General features: G+C 60.7%; 18 protein-coding genes and 1 pseudogene. 7 read left to right on the top strand and 12 right to left on the bottom strand.

The genetic code is table 11. The features are described from left to right. Window position 1: 1 nt before the first annotated feature. The 3 genes from DK870_RS27545 to DK870_RS27535 are packed head-to-tail and all read left to right on the top strand — an operon-like array spanning window position 2 to window position 2041. Complete coding sequence (locus DK870_RS27545; protein WP_058426445.1) at window positions 2-670, top strand: amino acid ABC transporter permease; 669 nt, start codon at window positions 2-4, stop codon at window positions 668-670. Further along, window positions 667-1317, top strand: coding sequence for an amino acid ABC transporter permease (locus tag DK870_RS27540; RefSeq protein WP_060753584.1), 651 nt, complete (start codon window positions 667-669; stop codon window positions 1315-1317). The genes DK870_RS27545 and DK870_RS27540 overlap by 4 nt, the downstream gene beginning before the upstream one ends. After that, window positions 1304-2041, top strand: a complete 738-nt coding sequence (locus tag DK870_RS27535; RefSeq protein ID WP_060753585.1) for an amino acid ABC transporter ATP-binding protein — start codon at window positions 1304-1306, stop codon at window positions 2039-2041. Before DK870_RS27540 ends, DK870_RS27535 begins: the two co-directional genes overlap by 14 nt. Here the strand turns inward: DK870_RS27535 and DK870_RS27530 are convergent. From DK870_RS27530 to DK870_RS27515, 4 genes and pseudogenes are all read right to left on the bottom strand, one after another. Beyond that, the gene (locus tag DK870_RS27530; RefSeq protein ID WP_104994989.1) at window positions 2013-2546 is read right to left on the bottom strand and encodes a hypothetical protein; all 534 of its coding nucleotides are present in this window, start codon (window positions 2544-2546) and stop codon (window positions 2013-2015) included. The two genes, DK870_RS27535 and DK870_RS27530, sit on opposite strands and share 29 nt — an antisense overlap. Continuing rightward, a pseudogene (locus DK870_RS27525) lies at window positions 2536-5031 on the bottom strand (fimbria/pilus outer membrane usher protein). Before DK870_RS27525 ends, DK870_RS27530 begins: the two are co-directional and overlap by 11 nt. Before the next feature lie 3 nt (window positions 5032-5034). Continuing rightward, window positions 5035-5754, bottom strand: a complete 720-nt coding sequence (locus tag DK870_RS27520) for a fimbria/pilus chaperone family protein (RefSeq protein WP_104994991.1) — start codon at window positions 5752-5754, stop codon at window positions 5035-5037. Window positions 5755-5859: 105 nt separating this feature from the next. Next, window positions 5860-6516: a DUF1120 domain-containing protein gene (locus DK870_RS27515; protein WP_060753589.1), complete on the bottom strand. Its 657-nt coding sequence runs from the start codon at window positions 6514-6516 to the stop codon at window positions 5860-5862. A 444-nt stretch (window positions 6517-6960) separates the two neighbouring features. Here DK870_RS27515 and ppx point away from each other — a divergent pair, with 444 nt between their 5' ends. Beyond that, window positions 6961-8463, top strand: a complete 1503-nt coding sequence (gene ppx / locus DK870_RS27510; RefSeq protein ID WP_090368040.1) for an exopolyphosphatase — start codon at window positions 6961-6963, stop codon at window positions 8461-8463. Between the two features lie 51 nt (window positions 8464-8514). Here ppx and ppk1 read toward each other — a convergent pair whose 3' ends face one another. Continuing rightward, window positions 8515-10737 carry a polyphosphate kinase 1 gene (gene ppk1, locus DK870_RS27505; protein WP_060753591.1) on the bottom strand — a complete coding sequence of 741 codons (2223 nt, stop codon included), beginning with the start codon at window positions 10735-10737 and terminating at the stop codon, window positions 8515-8517. Between the two features lie 18 nt (window positions 10738-10755). Further along, window positions 10756-11769 carry a porphobilinogen synthase gene (gene hemB, locus DK870_RS27500; RefSeq protein ID WP_060753592.1) on the bottom strand — a complete coding sequence of 338 codons (1014 nt, stop codon included), beginning with the start codon at window positions 11767-11769 and terminating at the stop codon, window positions 10756-10758. Window positions 11770-11978: 209 nt separating this feature from the next. Between hemB and DK870_RS27495 the strand changes: the two genes are divergently transcribed. Further along, the gene (locus DK870_RS27495; protein WP_104994993.1) at window positions 11979-12614 is read left to right on the top strand and encodes a DedA family protein; all 636 of its coding nucleotides are present in this window, start codon (window positions 11979-11981) and stop codon (window positions 12612-12614) included. Here DK870_RS27495 and DK870_RS27490 read toward each other — a convergent pair. Further along, the gene (locus DK870_RS27490) at window positions 12595-13830 is read right to left on the bottom strand and encodes a sterol desaturase family protein (protein WP_161550262.1); all 1236 of its coding nucleotides are present in this window, start codon (window positions 13828-13830) and stop codon (window positions 12595-12597) included. The genes DK870_RS27495 and DK870_RS27490 overlap by 20 nt on opposite strands. Before the next feature lie 116 nt (window positions 13831-13946). Between DK870_RS27490 and elbB the strand changes: the two genes are divergently transcribed. After that, window positions 13947-14621 (top strand): isoprenoid biosynthesis glyoxalase ElbB, encoded by a 675-nt coding sequence (gene elbB / locus DK870_RS27485; RefSeq protein ID WP_060753595.1) that lies wholly within the window; start codon window positions 13947-13949, stop codon window positions 14619-14621. A 124-nt stretch (window positions 14622-14745) separates the two neighbouring features. Here the strand turns inward: elbB and DK870_RS27480 are convergent, their stop codons facing one another. From DK870_RS27480 to DK870_RS27465, 4 genes are all read right to left on the bottom strand, one after another. After that, complete coding sequence (locus DK870_RS27480) at window positions 14746-16644, bottom strand: FTR1 family protein (RefSeq protein WP_161550261.1); 1899 nt, start codon at window positions 16642-16644, stop codon at window positions 14746-14748. A 154-nt stretch (window positions 16645-16798) separates the two neighbouring features. Then, a complete protein-coding gene (locus DK870_RS27475; protein ID WP_060753597.1) occupies window positions 16799-17431 on the bottom strand; it encodes a LysE family transporter in 633 nt (210 codons plus the stop codon). Window positions 17432-17501: 70 nt separating this feature from the next. Continuing rightward, window positions 17502-18056: a mechanosensitive ion channel family protein gene (locus DK870_RS27470; protein ID WP_060753598.1), complete on the bottom strand. Its 555-nt coding sequence runs from the start codon at window positions 18054-18056 to the stop codon at window positions 17502-17504. Then, entirely contained in the window at window positions 18056-19966 is a 1911-nt protein-coding gene (locus DK870_RS27465; protein WP_104994997.1) for an ATP-binding cassette domain-containing protein, read from the bottom strand. The genes DK870_RS27470 and DK870_RS27465 overlap by 1 nt, the downstream gene beginning before the upstream one ends. Before the next feature lie 50 nt (window positions 19967-20016). Between DK870_RS27465 and DK870_RS27460 the strand changes: the two genes are divergently transcribed. Next, on the top strand, window positions 20017-20481 hold the full coding sequence (locus DK870_RS27460) for a TIGR02444 family protein (protein ID WP_104994998.1): 465 nt from the start codon (window positions 20017-20019) through the stop codon (window positions 20479-20481). On the opposite strand, the gene DK870_RS30100 is transcribed toward DK870_RS27460, so the two are convergent. Then, window positions 20478-20801, bottom strand: a 324-nt coding sequence (locus tag DK870_RS30100; protein WP_372241732.1) for a hypothetical protein, incomplete at its 5' end; no start/stop codon positions are given. The two genes, DK870_RS27460 and DK870_RS30100, sit on opposite strands and share 4 nt — an antisense overlap.

The following is a 20801-nucleotide window of genomic DNA, read 5'->3' as shown; positions in this document are numbered from 1 at the left end:
CATGGCCTATCAATTCGACTTTGTGCCGGTACTGGCCAATACCGATCTGCTATTGCGTGGCGCCTTGTTCACCCTTGAGCTGACAGCCATCGGCGCAATCCTGGGGGTGGCCCTGGGCACAGTCGGTGCCGTGGTGCGGGCGTGGAAGATTCAGCCATTTGCCTGGCTGTTCGGTGTGTATGTCGAGTTGATCCGCAACACGCCGTTCCTGGTGCAGTTGTTTTTCATCTTTTTCGGCCTGCCGTCCCTGGGGCTGAAAATCACCGAGTGGCAAGCCGCCGTGCTGGCAATGGTGATCAACCTGGGCGCTTACTCAACCGAGATCATCCGCGCCGGTATCCAGGCCATCCCTCGCGGGCAACTGGAAGCCGCCGCCGCGCTGGCAATGACGCGCTTCGAAGCGTTTCGCCACGTGGTATTGCTGCCGGCGCTGGGCAAAGTCTGGCCGGCCCTGAGTAGCCAGATCATTATCGTGATGCTCGGTTCGGCGGTGTGTTCGCAGATCGCCACCGAGGAACTCAGCTTTGCCGCCAACTTTATCCAGTCGCGCAACTTCCGAGCCTTTGAAACCTATGCCCTGACCACCTTGGTCTACCTGTGCATGGCACTGATGATTCGTCAGTTGCTCAACTGGATCGGTCGCCGATTTGTGATGAGGAACAGCCGATGAGTGATTTTTCCTTCTGGGATATCGTGCGCAACCTGGCCACCGGCCTGCAGTGGACCTTGATATTGTCGCTGGTGGCATTCATCGGCGGCGGCGTGATCGGCCTGCTGGTCATGACGATGCGTATCAGCCGCAAGGCCTTCCCGCGCAATGTCGCCCGTACCTACATCGAACTGTTTCAGGGCACGCCGCTGCTGATGCAACTGTTCCTGGTGTTTTTCGGCATCGCCCTGCTCGGGGTGGATATCTCACCGTGGCTGGCGGCGGCGATTGCCCTGACCCTGTTCACCAGCGCCTACCTCGCTGAAATCTGGCGCGGCTGCGTCGACTCCATCGCCCATGGGCAGTGGGAAGCGTCGGCCAGCCTGGCGCTGAACCCGCTTGAACAACTGCGCTACGTCATTCTGCCCCAGGCCCTGCGCATTGCAGTGGCCCCCACCGTGGGTTTCTCGGTGCAAGTGGTCAAAGGCACCGCCGTGACTTCGATCATCGGCTTCACCGAATTGACCAAGACCGGCGGCATGCTCGCCAACGCCACCTTCGAGCCCTTCATGGTCTATGGCCTGGTGGCCCTTGGTTACTTTTTGCTCTGCTACCCCTTGTCCCTCAGTGCGCGCTACCTGGAAAGGAGACTGCATGCCTCTGCTTAGAATTTCCGCCCTGCATAAGTATTACGGCGACCATCATGTACTCAAGGGCATCGACCTGACGGTGGATGAAGGCCAAGTGGTAGCCATCATCGGCCGCAGCGGCTCGGGTAAATCCACCCTGCTGCGCACCCTCAATGGTCTGGAGTCCATTAACGATGGCGTGATCGAAGTCGATGGCGAATATCTCGACGCCGCCCGCGCCGACCTGCGCAGCCTGCGACAGAAAGTCGGCATGGTGTTCCAGCAATTCAACCTGTTCCCGCACCTGACGGTCGGTGAGAATGTGATGCTGGCCCCCCAGGTGGTGCAGAAAGTGCCCAAGGCCAAGGCGGCACAACTGGCCCGCCAGATGCTGGAGCGGGTCGGCCTTGGGGAAAAATTCGACGCATTCCCCGATCGCCTCTCTGGCGGCCAACAACAGCGTGTAGCGATTGCCCGTGCCCTGGCCATGTCGCCCAAAGTGTTGCTGTGTGACGAGATAACCTCGGCCCTCGACCCGGAGCTGGTCAATGAAGTACTCAGCGTCGTGCGCCAACTGGCCAAGGACGGCATGACCTTGATCATGGTGACCCACGAAATGCGCTTTGCCCGGGAAGTCGGCGACAAGCTGGTGTTCATGCACCAGGGCAAGGTGCATGAAGTGGGCGATCCCAAGGTGTTGTTTGCCAACCCGCAAACCCCGGAGTTCGCCAATTTCATCGGTTCAGTGGAACAGCCGGACTGACCAGTTCGAAATTGCCCTGGCTTTCCAGTACCGTCTGATAGCGCACCTCAAAGGCATCGGCAGGCAGGTCAGTGTCGACATCGACCTGGGCCGTCAGCCTTTTGCCCAATGCTCGTGCCATCAGGACCTGGCCCGGTAACAACTGCCCGCGAGTGGCCTCACCGGGCAGGTGTGCCAGCCCCCAATCGACGGCGCGCCCATCCATCAGGGCATGCTTGAGACTCAGCCGCAGGCGCCCCTGTTGCCCGAACCGGAAACCTCGCCCATCTGCCGCGCCAATGAATCGCAACGCGATGGCCGAAGGCTCTGCACACAGCACGCTCAAGTGCAGCGTGCGCGAACCGAGCGTCACCGTCGGGCTTTCGCGCAACGCCTCGCGGTGAACAACGCCATAGTCGATGCGCGACTGGCTCAGCGAGAGCCGACAGTTTTCTGCTCGAACGCCCTGGGCCACCGATACCGTGCAGAACAGTGCAAGCCCCATGCATTTCAGCTTAACGGCCATGGCACACCGCCGAGGCTGTCTCGTAGAACTTGCCATTGTCGGGCTGGGCATTTACGGCAAGGTCCAACACACACGAGGAAGAGTCCGACAAGGAAACCCGCAAATCTTGCGCGTCGTTAAGGTCGTTCAGGAAAATCATGCCCTCTCCCACCACACTGGTCAGAAAACGATTGTGCTTGTCGAAGACCGCAGCCCCCTGGGGCAGAGGTCGACCTTGTGAGTCACTGGCAGTCAGCAGGACGCGGCGCACTTTGACCACCTCGAACGCCACGGTATTGACCGACCCTCGCCCGGCCGCGAGCACCTGGGTGCCGTTCTTCAAGTCAACACGCTTGGGCAAGGACCGGGTCTGAACTTCAAGACGGCTGCTGGTGTACGCGGGCAAGCCAGGGATCACCGCCTGCCCTTTGAAATCGGTCCACACCGGCCCCTGCGGGGTGTCGATTCTTGCAGCGCCGATGTCGCCCACCGAGGCGATCCCAAACGTGTCCTGCACGGTGTAAGGCGAGAATGTCAGCCCGCCGGCGTGGGCCACGACGCCTCCTTGCAACTGCCCTGTATAGCTACTGCCCTGGGCATCTCGGCTGACACCCAGACCGAGTCGGGTATAACGGGGCGTCAGGTCCACCTGGCCACGAACCGACTGCTCCCGATTACTGAGGTCACGCTCGGTGCCCACCTCGTAACGCACGTAGTCATTGACCCGCTCACTGAACGCAGTGCCGGCACGGGCCTGATTCCCACGCCGGCTGACGTAACTGTTTACACGGCGCTCGCCACCCAGGGGCATGCTGACCTGCAGTCGCACGGACAAGTCATTGTCCAGGTCACGCTCACGGCGGCGGTCATCGCGCCCGGCGTCATGGCGGGACTGAGAGCCACCCACCTGTGAATCAGCGACCAACGCCACATCGGCGTAGCGGAACGACTTGTTCCAGGCAGCAAACACATGCTCGGCGGTTTGCCCGTCAAATTGAGCACTGCGGGTATAGCCCAGGGAGAACACTCCCAACGTAGGTTCAACCCAGCTCACACCCGCCGTGTACTGATGCTTGAAGCGCGACCCCAGCTCATCGGCCGTGGTTCGGCGGCCCGCTTCAACGACCTCGCGGTAACCCCGGGTCTGCTGGGTCGAACTGAGGTTGAGATCAACGTTGGCGGCCACCGGGCTGCTTACGGTGACGCTGCTGCGCGAGCCGGATACCGCGTTGCGACTGTCCCGGGACAGGTTATGACGTGCCCCGACGGAAACCCGCTGGAAAAATACACTGCTCAGCGTACCGCCGGCCGCCCCGTATTCAGCGGTGCCCAACACACCGAACCCGGCTGACGAATCGCGCCCCAAACCCCAAGTGCCACTGCCCATGGCGACGACGGGCGATGGCGCCTCATCCAGCGTGTTATCCCGTATCTTGCCGAGGGAAAAATAGTAACCGGGCGCAGCCGGGGCAGCTCCCGCGAAAGAGGCCGCGGGCACCACGAAGTTGCGCTTGGCGCCACGCACATCGATGACGCTGACCTCCAGGTCGCTGGTACCGTTGAGCAGAGGCAAGCCCGTAAGCCTGAAAGGCCCTTCAGGCACCAGCGTGCTGTGGATCAAGACGCCCGACTGACGCACCTCAATTCGCGATTGGCTTTGGGCCAGCCCCTCCACCACGGCGTTGTTGCTGCCTGCCGGCGCTCGCGACTGGCCATCAGGAGAAAACTGCACACCCGATAACTGGATACCGCCAAACAGCGGGTTATTCGTGGAAATCTGGCCGGCCTGGAAAGTCGACTGCAGTGCAGCGATGTCCCGCTGGGCGTAAGCATAGAGATGCTCGGTTCGGGCGTTCCCGTTGTCGGATACTTAGAATTGACGACTGCGAACAATCCAATCGCCCAAGTTGAAACCTGCCTCGGTATAGGCCGAAACGAATCGGCTCGGCCCGCTGCGCGAGCGGCTGTCAAACCCCTGCACGTCATAGTTGAACAACGCCGCGGCGCCGCCTCGGGAAAAGTCTGCGGCTTCCCATTGCGGCTCACGCAGTGATTGAGTGGGTACCACCAGCGCCACTTCATTGCTGCCGGGCCGAAGCCGTACCATCGTCGTCGGGAAGGCGCCAAGGAAATCATGGCAGGCCGCACTCGAGGCGTCGCCTTCACGGACAAGACCGGCGGGCTTCACCAAGCCTGCTTTATCCAGCAAGCCCGGGGTAAAACACAGCTGCCCTTGTGCGTCGAACTGCGCATCCACCAACCCAAGCGGGTTTCCATTGATCCGCAATCCCACCACATGCACACCTTCGCGAAAACGCGCGGCACTGCGAAAGTAGTCGGAAACCTTCGGATCAATACCGTGCGTGGTCAGCGCCGCCAAGTCGAAACCTTCCCCCAGCTCCAGTGCGGGGACGAGGCCGGGCAAGCTCCATAGCGTCGCAACCCCCACAAACAGGCTGGGTCGCCTGGGCCATAACGATGCGACAAGTCTGTTACTCGATGTCATGGGTCAATCAACCCCACTGACATTGATAAGGGCCCGATAGCTGTCCGCCGAAAACCCATAGACCGTGGCCGGTTGAATCTCGACCTCAGTCAAGCCCTCTAGCCCGCCGTCAACCCTCACCGTCAGGGTTTCACCCGGCAAAATGTAGGTCCGTGGCAAAGTAGCCGCAGACCTTCGTGGCAGCAATTGCACCTCCGGCGCAAGGCGCACCACATAAAGGCTGTCGTTGTGAACGGTGAGGCGCTCCCCCGCCTGTACCCACTTCAGCAGTTCCCAAGGAGTTTGATGTACCGGCAGGTCTCGCGGATGCAGGATCAGCGGTAAATTCTGCCGCAGGGTGATACCAATGGTCGCACCACCCGCCGCACGTGCCTGGGGAATCCCCTCGAAGGTCACTCGCTTCAGCCGCTGGGCCTGGAGTGGCGCCTCAAGGGTACTGATGAAACGCACCAACTGAGTCTCACCGGCCTCCACACGCGTAATGGGCGGTGTAACAATCAATAGCGGCTCAGGATCTTCCGGTATGTTTTCAATGACCGAATGCAGCAGCGCCGGCGTCGCATCGGTATTTTTTATATTGATGGTGGCTTCGCCCTGCGCTTCATAAAGCACAACCACTGTAGTTTCCGGCAACATACCGTCCGCAGTTGCAACGCCGATAAAACACAAGAACAACCCTGCATATAACAACCACGAATGACTTACTACTGAAAGACTGGGCACTCAGTACGCTCCACGACAGGGAAGTGACAATTGATAAACTGAAATCCACTTAGAAACAGCCGACAAGAAACGAGTCAGTTTCCTGATCGGCTGTATTCCAGTCGCTTAGATGTAGCTCAGTTCAAGTGTCGCGCGCCCATCCAGGGTAATGTCGCGACTCAGGTCCAGATCCTGGCCTTTATTGATCACCGCCCTGACAGCGATAGTCCCGGTCAGTTGTGCGACCGGAGCGGGAACGGCAGTAACGCCGGATCGCCAGGAGTATTGGGTAGGCGACTGCGCGACTTTTCCGTCACTGTTCTGCCAGGCACCGGCGCCGATACGCATGATGGGGTTGAGCACAACGGCCGAAGCCCTGAGATCCTTCAGGGTGACGGCAAAACCGCCGGTCTTGCGGCCAGACACAAGGCCCAGGCCAAAGTTATGCGTCTCGGTATAGCCCGCGCCAAGCGCATTCAGGATGCCAGGCACCTTGCTGCCGGCCTGCAGGTCGACAAATTTCAGCCCGAACTTGGCGGGCGTGGTACCGCAACTGACGGTCAGCGGGGTAGTCCTTTCCGCAAGCGGATTGAATGCCGTCGGGAGCAGTTGACCCGAAGGAATTTCGCCGTAGTTGATAATGCCGCCGCCGGTCATGCTGAGGTTACACGCCGCCGGTTTGATCGTACCCCTGACGATCAGCTCGGCAGTAGTGGAAGCCTGTGCATTGAGGGTTGCGGCCAGGCAAGCGATACCAAGAGTCAATCCAACAATTTTTTTCATATTCAACCTGTCACAAAAAGTTATCAGGTGTATTTATTTTTCTTTACAAGACAAGCCATAAATAAATAACACCACGGCAAAATTGCCGAGTGACAGTCTGTTCGCTTGATAGTTGACTAAAGAATAAGACGGCACCTCAATTATTGTGGGAGCGGTAAAAAGAAACTGTCAGCGTGGCAACCTCCAACGGTAGGTTCAACTAACATAAGGAATAAAAACTGCACGCCTGGATTGTAGGCAAAATCATAATCGGACTTAAAACCTACACTAGTTAAATATCCTACGCCGCCCCAGAAGCACCTCTACAAAAGCCTGGAAAGACAACCTACATTTCCTACAAAAAAGTCTCACGTACAGCCTCAGAGAAATTCCCGAAGCACAACGCGTTGGCGCCAGCGGTCGATCGTGGCACGATGGCAAGGTTATCGACCGAGACCCCAAACCATGCCGCAATCCCAAGCCAAGAATCTGTCCCTGATCGCCGCCATCGACCTGGGCTCCAACAGCTTTCACATGGTCGTGGCCAAGGCCCAGAACGGCGAAATCCGCATCCTTGAGCGGCTCGGCGAAAAAGTACAGCTGGCTGCCGGGATCGACGACGAGCGTCAACTCAATGAAGAATCCATGCAGCGCGGGCTCGACTGCCTCAAGCGCTTTGCCCAACTGATCAACGGAATGCCCCCGGGCTCCGTACGGATCGTGGGCACCAACGCATTGCGCGAAGCGCGTAACCGCAACGACTTCATCCATCGCGCCGAAGAAATCCTCGGGCACCCGGTAGAAGTCATCTCCGGCCGTGAAGAAGCCCGCCTGATCTACCTCGGCGTTTCCCACACCCTGGCCGACACTCCGGGCAAACGCCTGGTGGCGGACATCGGCGGCGGCAGTACCGAGTTCATCATCGGCCAGCGCTTCGAACCACTGCTGCGTGAAAGCCTGCAGATGGGTTGCGTCAGTTACACCCAGCGTTATTTCAAGGACGGCAAGATCACCCCGGCGCGCTACGCCCAGGCCTACACGGCGGCACGGTTGGAGATCATGAGCATCGAGCACGCCCTGCACCGCCTGACCTGGGATGAGGCCATCGGCTCGTCCGGCACCATCCGCGCCATCGGCCTGGCCTTGAAAGCCGGCGGCCATGGCACCGGCGAGGTCAACGCCGAAGGGCTGGCGTGGCTCAAGCGCAAATTGTTCAAGCTGGGCGATGCCGAGAAAATCGACTTCGATGGCATCAAGCCCGACCGTCGCACCATCTTCCCGGCCGGCCTTGCGATTCTCGAAGCGATCTTCGACGCCCTCGAACTGCAACGCATGGACCACTGCGATGGCGCCCTGCGCGAAGGCGTGCTCTATGACCTGTTGGGGCGCCATCACCATGAGGACGTGCGTGAGCGTACCCTCAGCTCGCTGATGGAGCGCTACCACGTCGACCTGGAACAAGCGATTCGCGTAGAGCGCAAGGCTTTGCATGCGTTCGACCAGGTGGCCGCGGATTGGGACCTGGAAGACGGCGTATGGCGCGAGTTGCTCGGCTGGGCCGCCAAGGTGCATGAAGTGGGTCTGGACATCGCCCACTATCATTACCACAAGCACGGCGCCTACCTGATCGAGCACTCCGACCTCGCAGGCTTCTCGCGGGAAGACCAGCAGATGCTCGCCCTCCTGGTGCGCGGCCACCGCCGCAATATTCCCAAGGACAAGTTTGCCGAATTCGGCGACGACGGCATCAAGCTGATACGCCTGTGTGCGCTGCTGCGCTTTGCGATCCTGTTCCACCACATCCGTGGCACCCAGGAAATGCCTCAAGTGACCCTGAGGGCCAACGGCGACAGCCTCGACGTGGTATTCCCCAAAGGCTGGCTGGATGAAAACCAGTTGACCCAGGCGGATTTCGCCCAGGAAGCGGAGTGGCTGACGCGGGTGGGGTTCAGCCTGAACGTGCGCTGACCCAAAGAACAAAACAAATTGTGGGAGGGGGCTTGCCCCCTCCCACACTTTTTAGTTCACGGTGAGAATCGGGCTACCCAACTTCTCCAGCAACGTCGCCTGCGCACTGCGCGGGTTCTGGTTGCCGGTTGGCGTGTTGCGCACGTAGCGGCCGTCCGATTGCAGGCTCCAGCTATGCGTGTTGTCGGTGAGGTAGCTTTCCAGCTCCTTCTTGACCCGCATGATCAGCTTCTTGCCTTCCACCGGGAAGCATGTCTCTACACGCTTATCGAGGTTGCGCTCCATCCAGTCGGCGCTGGAGAGGAACATCTGCTCTTCGCCTCCGTTGAGGAAGTAGAAGACCCGCGTGTGCTCCAGGAAACGACCGATGATCGAGCGCACATGGATGTTATGCGACACCCCCACAATGCCTGGGCGCAGGCAGCACATGCCACGCACCACCAGGTCGATGCGCACACCGGACTGGCTGGCCTTGTAGAGCGCGCGGATGATTTTCGGATCGGTCAGCGAGTTGAACTTGGCGATGATGTGCGCCGGCTTGCCGTCGAGGGCGAACTGGGTCTCGCGGGCAATCATGTCGAGCATGCCCTTCTTGAGCGTAAACGGCGCATGCAGCAGCTTCTTCATGCGCAGGGTCTTGCCCATGCCGATCAACTGGCTGAACAACTTGCCAACGTCTTCACACAACGCATCGTCGGAGGTCAGCAGGCTGTAGTCGGTATAGAGCTTCGCGTTGCCGGCGTGGTAGTTACCGGTACCCAAGTGGGCATAACGGACGATCTCACCGGCTTCGCGGCGCAGGATCAGCATCATCTTGGCGTGGGTCTTGAAACCGACCACACCGTAGATCACCACCGCACCGGCCGCTTGCAGGCGGCTGGCCAGTTGCAGGTTGGACTCTTCGTCAAAGCGTGCACGCAGTTCGATCACCGCGGTGACTTCCTTGCCGTTACGCGCAGCGTCGACCAATGCATCCACGATTTCCGAGTTGGCGCCGGAACGGTACAGCGTCTGGCGCACAGCGAGCACATGCGGGTCCTTGGCAGCCTGGCGCAGCAGGTCGACCACCGGGGTGAAGGACTCGAACGGGTGCAGCAGCAGGATGTCCTGCTTGCTCACGACGTTGAAGATGTTCTCGCTGTTTTGCAGCAGCTTCGGGATCTGCGGGGTGAATGGCGTGTATTGCAGCTCCGGGTGGCTGTCCAGGCCGGTGATGCTGAACAGGCGCGTCAGGTTCACAGGGCCATTGACCTGATACAGCTCGGTCTCGCCCAGGTTGAACTGCTTGAGCAAATAGTCCGACAGGTGTTTCGGGCAGGTATCGGCCACTTCCAGGCGCACCGCATCGCCGTAGCGCCGCGAGAACAGCTCACCGCGCAGGGCACGGGCCAAGTCTTCGACGTCTTCGGAATCCAGCGCCAGGTCGGCGTTACGGGTCAGGCGGAACTGGTAGCAGCCCTTGACCTTCATGCCCTGGAACAGGTCATCGGCGTGTGCATGGATCATCGACGACAGGAATACATAGTTGTCGCCAGCCCCACCGACCTCTTCCGGTACCTTGATGATCCGTGGCAGCAAGCGCGGCGCCGGGATAATCGCCAGGCCCGAGTCGCGACCGAAGGCGTCGATGCCTTCGAGTTCCACGATGAAGTTCAGGCTTTTGTTCACCAGCAACGGGAACGGGTGCGTCGGGTCGAGGCCAATCGGGGTGATGATCGGTGAAATCTCGTCGCGGAAGTAGCGGCGCACCCAGGTCTTGATCTTGGTGGTCCAGTGACGACGACGGATAAAACGGACCTGATGCTTCTCCAGTTCCGGCAACAGGATGTCATTGAGGATCGCGTACTGGCGATCCACTTGGCCGTGAACCAGCTCGCTGATGCGGGCCAGGGCCTGATGCGGCTGCAGGCCATCGGCACCGGCTTGCTCGCGGGCGAAAGTGATCTGTTTCTTGAGGCCGGCGACACGGATCTCGAAGAACTCGTCCAGGTTGCTGGAGAAGATCAGCAGGAACTTGAGCCGCTCCAGCAGCGGGTAGGACTCATCCAGCGCCTGCTCCAGCACGCGGATGTTGAATTGCAGTTGCGACAGCTCGCGGTGGATGTACAGGCTGCTGTCATCCAGGTTGGTCACGACGGGAACCGGGGCCGGCACAGGTGGCTCAGTCGCCACGGCAGGCGGTGCCGGCTCCAGCTCCGGCGGGGTCTCGGTGACTTGTTCAACCACCGGGTGAGCGTCTTTTACGGCAACTTCTGTAAGTCCTTCGGTATTCATCGAGTGTTCCTGTGAGGGCTATTGTTGCTCTCTAAGCAATTGGGCAGCGCGGGCGGCGAAGTAGGTCAGAATGCCATCGGCGCCGGCACGTTTAAAGGCTGTCAGGGATTCGAGGATCACCCCTTCACTCAACCAACCATTCTGGATCGCGGCCATGTGCATGGCGTATTCACCGCTGACCTGATAGACAAAGGTCGGCACCTTGAATTCCTCTTTGACCCGGTAAAGGATGTCCAGGTAAGGCATCCCTGGCTTGACCATGACCATGTCGGCGCCTTCGGCCAGGTCGGCCGCCACTTCGTGCAGGGCTTCATGGCTGTTGGCCGGGTCCATCTGGTACGAAGCCTTGTTGGCCTTGCCCAGGTTCAGCGCCGAACCCACCGCATCGCGGAATGGGCCGTAATAGGCACTGGCGTACTTGGCCGAATAGGCCATGATCCGCACATTGACGTGGCCGGCCAGTTCCAGGGCTTCGCGAATCGCCTGGATGCGGCCATCCATCATGTCCGAGGGCGCAACGACCTGGGCACCTGCCGCAGCGTGGGACAGTGCCTGTTTGACCAGCGCATCGACAGTGATGTCGTTCTGAACATAGCCGTCTTCGTCAAGAATGCCATCCTGCCCGTGGGTGGTGAACGGGTCCAGGGCCACGTCGGTGATCACCCCCAACTCCGGGAACCGTTCACGCAGGGCGCGGGTAGCGCGCTGGGCGATCCCGTCGGGGTTCCAGGCTTGCGCAGCATCCAGCGACTTGAGTTCAGGTGGGGTCACGGGGAACAGCGCCAACGCCGGGATCCCCAATTCAACCCAACCGGCCGCTTCTTCAAGCAGCAAATCAATGGTCAAGCGCTCCACACCCGGCATCGAGGCCACCGTTTCCCGGCGATTTTCCCCGTCCAGCACAAAGACCGGCAAGATCAGATCATTCGTAGTCAGTACATTTTCACGCACCAGACGGCGGGAAAAATCATCACGACGATTGCGACGCAGACGGGTGGCGGGAAACAGGCGATGGGCAGGGGTAAAGCTCACGACAGACTCCTGAGCCCGCGTTTACGGGCGAGCGTTGCAGTTATAAGCGGCCATTATGACGAAGGAATGACAGTTGTGCTTATCGATGCGACCTGTAGTCGCATTCGTCGTTTATGTAGGATTTGTTCACTTCGTGACACATCTCGATACTTTCATGAATGTTCGCGAAGGCGTAGGCTGCGCGTTCATTTCGCCAGCATCCCCAGACCATGCTTCAACAATTTCTGCATGACTTCGGCTACTTTGCGCTCTTCCTGGGCACCTTTTTCGAAGGCGAGACCATTCTGGTCCTCGCAGGCTTCCTGGCTTTCCGTGGCTACATGGATATCAACCTGGTGGTCGTCGTTGCCTTTTTCGGCAGCTACGCCGGTGACCAGCTTTGGTACTACATGGGCCGCAAACACGGTCGCAAGCTGCTGGCGCGCAAACCGCGCTGGCAATTGATGGGCGACAAGGCCCTGGAACATATCCGCAAACATCCGGATATCTGGGTGCTGAGTTTCCGCTTCGTCTACGGGTTGCGCACGGTAATGCCCGTGGCGATTGGCCTTTCCGGCTACCCGCCGTTGCGCTACCTGATCCTCAACGGTATTGGCGCCGCTGTGTGGGCGGTGGCCCTGGGCGCTGCGGCGTACCACTTCGGCGCAGTGTTGGAAGGCATGCTGGGCAGCATCAAGAAGTACGAGCTGTGGGTATTGGGCGCGTTGCTGGCACTGGGCTTCGGCCTGTGGCTGCGTCGTCGGATCAAAAACGCCCGCATCGCCCGCGAGGCCTGCGCCGAGGCCAAGGCCCGACTGGCAGCCGAGCCGGTCCCTGTCGCCCCCCCTAAGACACCAGTCGAGTAACCTGGCTTCTGCAGCAGTAGAGGCCAATCACGCTGAGCAGGCTGTAGCTCAACAGGCCCAGCCAGCCCAGATGGCTGGCCGGCCATAGCCCGACCAGCGGCGCCAGCCATACCAGCGGCACATTCAACACCAGCCGCAAGAGTTCGGCCTTCAGTGCCCACGGGCGATTCTCAAGGGCCACGCCCAAGGTAAACAGCCCCAGCGCCATGGCACTCCAGCCCAGTATCAACGCGGCCGTGGGCAACCCCTCGCCGAAATTCATCAGATAACTGCCAAACCCGACATACGCGGCAAATTGCAGGGCGATATAAACCTGCTGTCGCGTATCCAACGGCACTTCGAATTTGCGGAACTGGCTCAGGTCATGTTTGGCCATTGGATACTTGGCCTTTACATCCGCCGGGCGCCAGCCGGTGCGCATGAACCAGATGCGCAGCTTGTCCCACCAGCGCTCGGTGCGCCGCGCATCGTTCCACAGCTGTGCATAAAACTGCAGGTTGGCCCAGAGCGGGTTCCAACTGGCCAGGGGCGTGGTGACGCCAAAGATCACCGGCTCGTTATCGTCCTCTTCCTGGAACGAGCCGAACAGCCGGTCCCAAATAATGAACACGCCGCCGTAATTGCGATCCATGTAAAGCGCGTTCTGTGCATGGTGGGCGCGGTGATTGGAGGGCGTCACGAAGAACCACTCGAACCAGCCAAGCTTGGGCACATGACGGGTGTGCACCCAGAATTGGTACAGCAGGTTGAGCGACGCCACACTGATAAACACCACCAGCGGCACCCCGAGCACGGCCAGGGGCAGATAGAAGATCCAGCTCAACAGAAAGCCGGTGCTGGTCTGACGCAGTGCGGTGGTGAGGTTGTAGTCCTCGCTTTGATGATGCACCGAGTGCGCGGCCCACAGGATATTGCGCTCATGCCCCATGCGATGGAGCCAGTAGTAACAGAAGTCGTAGAACACGAAGGCGAACACCCAGGTCCACACGCTGTGGGCCGACAGTTCGATCAACGCCAGGTGCTTGAGAGCGAAGGCGTACGTCAACAGCCCCACGCCTTTGGTCAGGAGCCCCGTAGTGGTCGATAACACGCCGGTGCTGAGACTGTTGATGGCGTCCGCCACCCGATAGTTGCGTGCGCCACGCCAGCGGTCGGCGAGCAGCTCGATCACGATCAAGGCGATGAAAAACGGTACCGCGTAAGGCACGAAGTCCATGGGCTAGTCCGATGTATTTTTGTTACATCAAGGTTAGGTGTAGCGGCAGGAGATCCCATTGGCAACAGGTGACAAATTAGTAGACATTTAACGCCACGAAATAGGGAGAAGTACTCATGAGCAAAAAGATTGCAGTGATCCTTTCGGGCTGTGGCGTATACGACGGCGCAGAGATCCACGAAAGCGTGATCACCCTGCTGCGCCTCGATCAGCGTGGCGCCCAGGTTCAATGCTTTGCCCCGGATGTCGCGCAATTGCATGTGATCAACCACCTCACCGGCGCGGAAATGCCCGAGTCGCGCAATGTGCTGGTGGAGTCGGCGCGCATCGCCCGTGGTGAAGTGAAGGACATTCGCGAAGCGAGCGTCGACGACTTTGACGCGCTGATCGTGCCCGGCGGATTTGGCGCGGCAAAAAACCTGTCGAACTTTGCGGTGGAAGGAGCCGGTTGCAGTGTCAACCCGCAACTGCTGGCATTGGCGGAAGCTTTTGCAGAGGCCGGCAAACCCGTGGGGCTGATCTGCATCGCCCCTGCCCTGGCCGCAAAAATCTACGGCCCTGGCGTAACCTGCACCATCGGTAACTGTCCCGACACCGCAGCGGCACTGGACAAGATGGGCGCCACCCACCAGGAATGCGCGGTGGAAGATATCGTTGAGGACAAGGCCCGCAAGCTGGTGAGCACGCCGGCCTATATGCTTGGCAAACGCATCAGCGAGGTCGCTTCAGGCATCAACAAGCTCGTGGATCGCGTCTTGGAACTGACCCACGAGAACGAACACCCCTTGTAGTGAGCGGGCTTGCCCCGCGCTGGGCGGCATAGCCGCCCTAATCCAGCCATCGCGGTGACTCAGCTAAAACGCGGTGGCTGGGTTTGGGGCGGCTTCGCCCCCCAGCGCGGGGCAAGCCCGCTCACTACAAGGTGACGGCTCGGCGTTTTTCGGCCAGGCGACTACGGCCATACAGCACCATAATCGCCAGAATCGCCACGGCCTGTGCACTCAGCGAGTAAGCATCGGCATGAATGCCCAGCCAGTCGAAGTCAAAAAACGCCACCGGCCGGGTGCCGAAGATACCGGCTTCCTGCAAAGCCTTCACACCGTGCCCGGCGAATACCACCGACAGTGCGCACAACAGCGCGGCGTTGATGCCGAAAAACAGCGCCAATGGCAGTTTCGCCGAGCCGCGCAAGATCACCCAGGCCAGGCCCACCAGCAGCACCAGCGCCGTGGCGCCACCGGCCAACACGGCGTTGTGCCCTGCCGGGCCAGCTTGCAGCCACAAGGTTTCGTAGAACAGGATCACTTCGAACAGCTCGCGATAGACCGAGAAGAACGCCAGCACGGCAAACCCAAACCGCCCACCGCCGCCCACCAGGCTACTCTTGATGTAATCCTGCCAGGCTGCCGCGTGGCGGCGGTCATGCATCCACACGCCCAGCCACAACACCATCACACTGGCGAACAATGCGGTGCAGCCCTCAAGCAATTCGCGCTGGGCGCCGCTCACGTCAATCACATACGCCGCCAATGCCCAAGTGCCCAGCCCGGCCAACAGCGCCAGGCCCCAACCTACGTTGACACTGCGCACTGCCGATTGCTGGCCGGTGTTACGCAGGAAGGCGAGGATCGCCGCCAGTACCAGGATCGCCTCCAGACCTTCGCGCAGCAGGATCAGCAAACCCGAGATGTAACTCAGAGACCAGCTCAGGCCATCACCGCCCAACAGGCCGGCAGACTCGGTGAGTTTGCCCTTGGCCACATCCAGGCGCTGCTGCACCTGCTCGATCGGCAAACCATCCTGCAGAGACTGTCGATAGGCCATCAACGCCTTCTCGGTGTCCTTGCGTACGTTGGCGTCGACGTTATCCAGGGAGCTTTCCACCAGCTCGAAGCCCTCCAGGTAAGCCGCTACCGACAGGTCATACGCCTGCTCGTGGTCACCGTTGCGGAACGCGATGAGGCTCTTGTCCAGGGTGGCGGCGGTGTAGTCGAGCAACTGCGCCGGACCACGCTTGACCTGCGGCGGTTGCGCGCGCTGGGCACGGAAGGTGGCGGCGACCGTCGGGCCGTCTGCTGCCAGCACTTCATTGGGGGTCTGGCGAGCGAGGTCGGCAAGGTTGAACGCTTGCTCGTTTTTGGCGGCAGCCGGATCGGCGGTGAAACCCGCGATGTAGGTGGCCAGGTCCCAGCGTTGACGGTCGTCCAATTGGTCGGCAAAGGACGGCATGTCAGTGCCCTCAACGCCCAGGCCGAGGGTGTTGTAGATCGCGTAGAGGCTCAGGCGGTCCAGGCGCGTGGCATCGCGCAGGTTGGCGGGTGGCGGGGTCATGCCGGTGCTGGCCGGGCCGTCACCGGCGCCGGCAGTGCCGTGGCACACCGAGCAATGCTGGGCATAAAGCGGTGCGCCGCGAGTCGGGTCGGGAGTGATGGCCGGTGCCTGGCTGACTTCATAAGCCACCGCCAGTTTGGCCCCTAATTGACGGGCTTGATGGGCAACAGCCACACCGTCTTCATGCGCGGTAACCGCCGCCAGCAATTCATCGACGCCTTTGACCAGCTCTGCGCGCTCAGGCCGTTCCGGCAACTGCGCGACCAAACCTTGCAGTACCCCCAGGAACTCAACCTGTTCCTGGTATTCCGACTCGTCAACCACCTTGCCGGCTTCCACCGTCGGGGGGTAGTCAGCGCCAATATAGTCCAGCAAATGCAGGGCTTGTGGGGCGCCCTCGGCTGTCGCAGCCAGCAGATTGAAGCTGCACGACATCAGTGCCGGCAACAGCAGGCAGGCGAGAAAACGAAAGGGGGCAATCATGAATGAATCTCAAAGCTAAACACGAAGTAACACATTGTTGTGCTTTAGAGGGTTTGACTCAAGGCGTAAGTGAATTGATGTACGCAGGGTGGAGCTTTTTTAAGCCAGGTGGGAGGGAATTGCTCCCTCTCACCTTTCTAATGAATTTCGTCGGTTACGCGGTTGCGCGATGCAGGCTGGCCAGGAAACCCGCCGCCCCCACGAACAACCCGGCAAACGTACGATTCATGCGTTTTTGCTGCTTCGGCGTACGCAACAGGCGCAGGACTTTCGAGGCCAGCCCCGTGTAGCCCGCCATCACGATCATGTCGACACTGATCATCGTCGCGCCCAGGATCAGGTACTGGATCAGCAACGGCGCCTGCGGGTTCACGAACTGTGGCAGCACCGCCAGCATGAACACCAGCGCCTTGGGGTTGCTGGCGTTAACCAGGAACCCACGGAACATCATCGCCACCGGCTTGCCGATCGGGCGCCCCGCCGCATCATCGGTCATGTCCATGGGTAAGGCGCGCCATTGCTTGATCGCCAGGTACACCAGGTACGCCACACCAAACCATTTGATGGCGTAGAACGCCGTGGAAGACGCCGCCAGAATCGCGCCAAGGCCACCCGCGACCACGGCGATCTGCATCGCCAGGCCAATCTGCAGGCCCAGGGCGTTCCAGTAGCCGCGCAAAAAGCCATATTGCAGGCCGCTGGACATCGAGGCGATGGCACCTGCGCCAGGCGAAAGGGAGATGATCCAACTGGCCAGGAAAAAGGCCAGCCATGTATCGAGAGCCATTACCCACCTCGTTGCAAATTCGTCGTAAGCGCTAAGCTAACTCCGACCACCGAAGCCTGGCTATCAATTTTTATACAGGCGTGTTCCAACGTCGCACCGAGCGCTGGAAGAACAAGCTGTTGGGCACCTGCACCGTTGCGCAGTGAGTACCGGCTTCTTCCAACTCGACCAGCGTGGTGTAGAGCAGGTTGATCGCCACGACACGCCCCTTCACGCCTGGCTTGTCGAGGGTGTCTATCAGTTCGACGATGTCACCCAGACGGAAGGGCCCGACGGTAAAAATCAAAATCGCGCACAACAGATTGGACAGCACCGACCACATGGCAAAAAACGCCACGGCAGCGACCGCGACAAAACCCGACAGCGCCGTCCACAGCACCGTGGCGGAGACACCCAGGCGCTCCAACACGAAGATCAGTGCACTGCCCATGATCAGCCAGCGCAAACCACCGCGCAGGGGCATCAGCAGTTGCGGAGGGAATGGGTAGCGCTCACCCAGGCGGGTGAGTCCTTTGGCTACAAAGCGTTGCGCAAGGTAGCCGGCCAACAGGATCAGCAGGATTTGCACGCCAATCCACACCGGCTCGACCCACTGCGCCGGTAACGGCAATTGCAGCGCCTCCATCAGGACAGCGCCTCCAACTCCGCTTGCAAGGTTTCCAGCAGTTCGAGAGCCTCCATCCAGGCTTCCTCCAACTGCCCTTCACGCACCTTGAGCTTGGCCTGTTCGGCCAGCAGGTCGCGCAGTTCGTCCTTGCGTGCGGCTTCGTACACGGCGCTGTCGCCCAGGCTGGCCTCGATCTTGGCCAGACGCTCGTGCACCTTGCCCAGTTCAGCTTCCAGCTTGTCGGCTTCACGCTTGTGCGGCGCCAACTGTTGGCGCAGCGCGGCGGCAGCCTGGCGCTGGGCCTTCTTGTCAGTCTTGTCCGGGTTGACCGGCGTGTTGCTGACCGGTGCGTTACGCAGGCGGTAGTCCGTCAGCCAGCGTGCGTAGTCATCCAGGTCGCCGTCGAACTCCTCAACCTTGCCGTCAGCCACCAGCAGGAAGTTGTCGGTCGTGCTCTTGAGCAAGTGGCGGTCGTGAGACACCACCAATACCGCGCCACTGAACTCCTGCAGGGCCATGGTCAGCGCCAGGCGCATTTCGAGGTCCAGGTGGTTGGTGGGTTCGTCGAGCAGCAACAGGTTGGGCCGATCCCAGGCAATCAACGCCAGGGCCAGGCGGGCTTTTTCGCCGCCGGAGAAGTTCAGCACCGGCTCGTCGATGCGCGCACCGCGGAAGTCGAAACCACCCAGGAAGTCGCGCAAGGTCTGCTCGCGCTCGGTTGGCGCCAGGCGTTGCAGGTGCAGCAAAGGGCTGGCCTTGGCGTCGAGCGAATCCAGTTGATGCTGGGCGAAGTAACCCACCACGGTGTTCTCGCCACGGGTCAAACGACCCGCCAAGGGCGACAGCTCCCCGGACAGGTTCTTGATCAGCGTCGACTTGCCCGCACCGTTGGGACCGAGCAAACCAATGCGCGCACCGGGCGTGAGCTGCAGCTTGACCTTCTCCAGGATGGTTTTGTCGCCATAACCCAGGCGAGCATCCGAGAGGTCCAGCAGCGGGCTCGAGATCTTGGCCGACTCGCGGAACACGAAATCGAACGGCGAATCGACGTGGGCCGCCGACAGCTCTTCCATGCGCTCCAGGGCTTTGATTCGGCTCTGGGCCTGGCGAGCCTTGGTGGCCTGGGCCTTGAACCTTGCGATATAGCTTTCCATGTGCGCACGCTGCGCCTGCTGCTTCTCGTAGGCCTGTTGCTGCTGGGCCAGACGCTCGGCACGCGCACGCTCGAACGCGGTGTAGCCGCCACGATAGAGGGTGATTTTCTTCTGCTCGACATGGGCGATGTTATCGACCACGGCGTCGAGGAAATCCCGGTCGTGGGAAATCAGCAACAAGGTGCCCTGATAGCTCTTGAGGAAGTCTTCCAGCCACAGAATCGCATCGAGGTCCAAGTGGTTGGTCGGCTCATCGAGCAGCAACAGATCCGAGGGGCACATCAGCGCCTGGGCCAGGTTCAGGCGCATGCGCCAGCCACCGGAGAAGTCGGCGACCGGACGGTCCATCTGTTCGTTGGTAAAACCGAGGCCGGCGAGCATCTTGCGAGCGCGGGCGTCGGCGGTGTAGCCGTCGGCGCTGTCGAGTTCCGAGTGCAGGCGGGCCTGGGCAGCGCCGTCCTGGGCTTTCTCGGCCTCGGCCAGGTCGTTTTGCACCTGGCGCAGACGCAGGTCGCCATCGAGCACGTAGTCGATCGCGATGCGGTCCAGCGTGTCGATCTCCTGGCGCATATGGGCGATACGCCAGTCTGCCGGCAGCAGGCAGTCCCCGGAATCCGGGGTCAGCTCACCCAGCAACAAGGCGAACAACGTGGATTTTCCGGCGCCGTTGGCGCCGATCAGGCCGGCTTTGTGACCGGCGTGCAGGGTCAGCTCGGCGTCTTCGAGAAGACGTTGCGGGCCACGCTGTAATGTTAGGCTTTGAAGTCGGATCATAATGGCGGCGGAGTCTACCAGCTTCGTTGGCCGCTGGCTTGGGTGTGAATATGTGTGCTGACCTGTGGAGCTTTGCCCTCTCGACTTACGCCCGCCCGGGCGTCGAGGCCGCTTGCCTGCGCCTGCAGGAACGGGGAGCGAATGTGTGCCTGTTGCTCTGCGGAGCATGGCTGGAACAGCGCGGCGTGGAAGTGCGCACCGAACGAATTCAGGCCCTGAAACACATCGCCGAACCTTGGCAGACGCAGGTGGTTGAGCCGTTGCGGCAGGTGCGTGTGCAATGGCGTGCGTTATCGCAGCAGGATGAGTCGTTGGCGTCGTTACGCGAGCGGGTCAAAGCCCTGGAGCTGGAGGCGGAACACGAGTTGCTGGTGCGACTGGAAGCTGTGTCACAAGAGTGGCCGACAGAGGCGCAGGCAAATCACCAGCCGTGGCTGGAGAGACTGGCGGCTGAGGCTGCCGCCAACCTTGACCACGACGCGCAGCGGCTGCGCGCCGTGATCACCAACACTTAGGAAGCGCTGGTTGGAGTGGTGCTGGGTGCTGCCGGTGCAGGGGTGCTGCTGGCCGGAGCAGATGGTGCGGTAGACGCTACCGGAGCAGCGGCAGGTGCTGCTGGCTTGGCCGGGGCTGGTTTAGCGGCAGCAGGTTTGGCTACTGGCTTGGCCGCTGGTTTTGCAGCAGCGGTTTTGGCAGCTGGCTTAGCGGCTGGTTTTGCAGCGGTGGTTTTAGCAGCTGGCTTGGCAGCTGGTTTCGCTGCAACGGTTTTAGCAGCTGGCTTGGCGGCTGGTTTCGCAGCAGCGGTTTTGGCAGCTGGCTTGGCGGCTGGTTTCGC

This window comes from Pseudomonas sp. Q1, from assembly GCF_009935975.1.
In the GTDB taxonomy this organism is placed as follows: domain Bacteria; phylum Pseudomonadota; class Gammaproteobacteria; order Pseudomonadales; family Pseudomonadaceae; genus Aquipseudomonas; species Aquipseudomonas palleroniana.
This window is presented reverse-complemented; position numbering and strand designations above follow the sequence as displayed.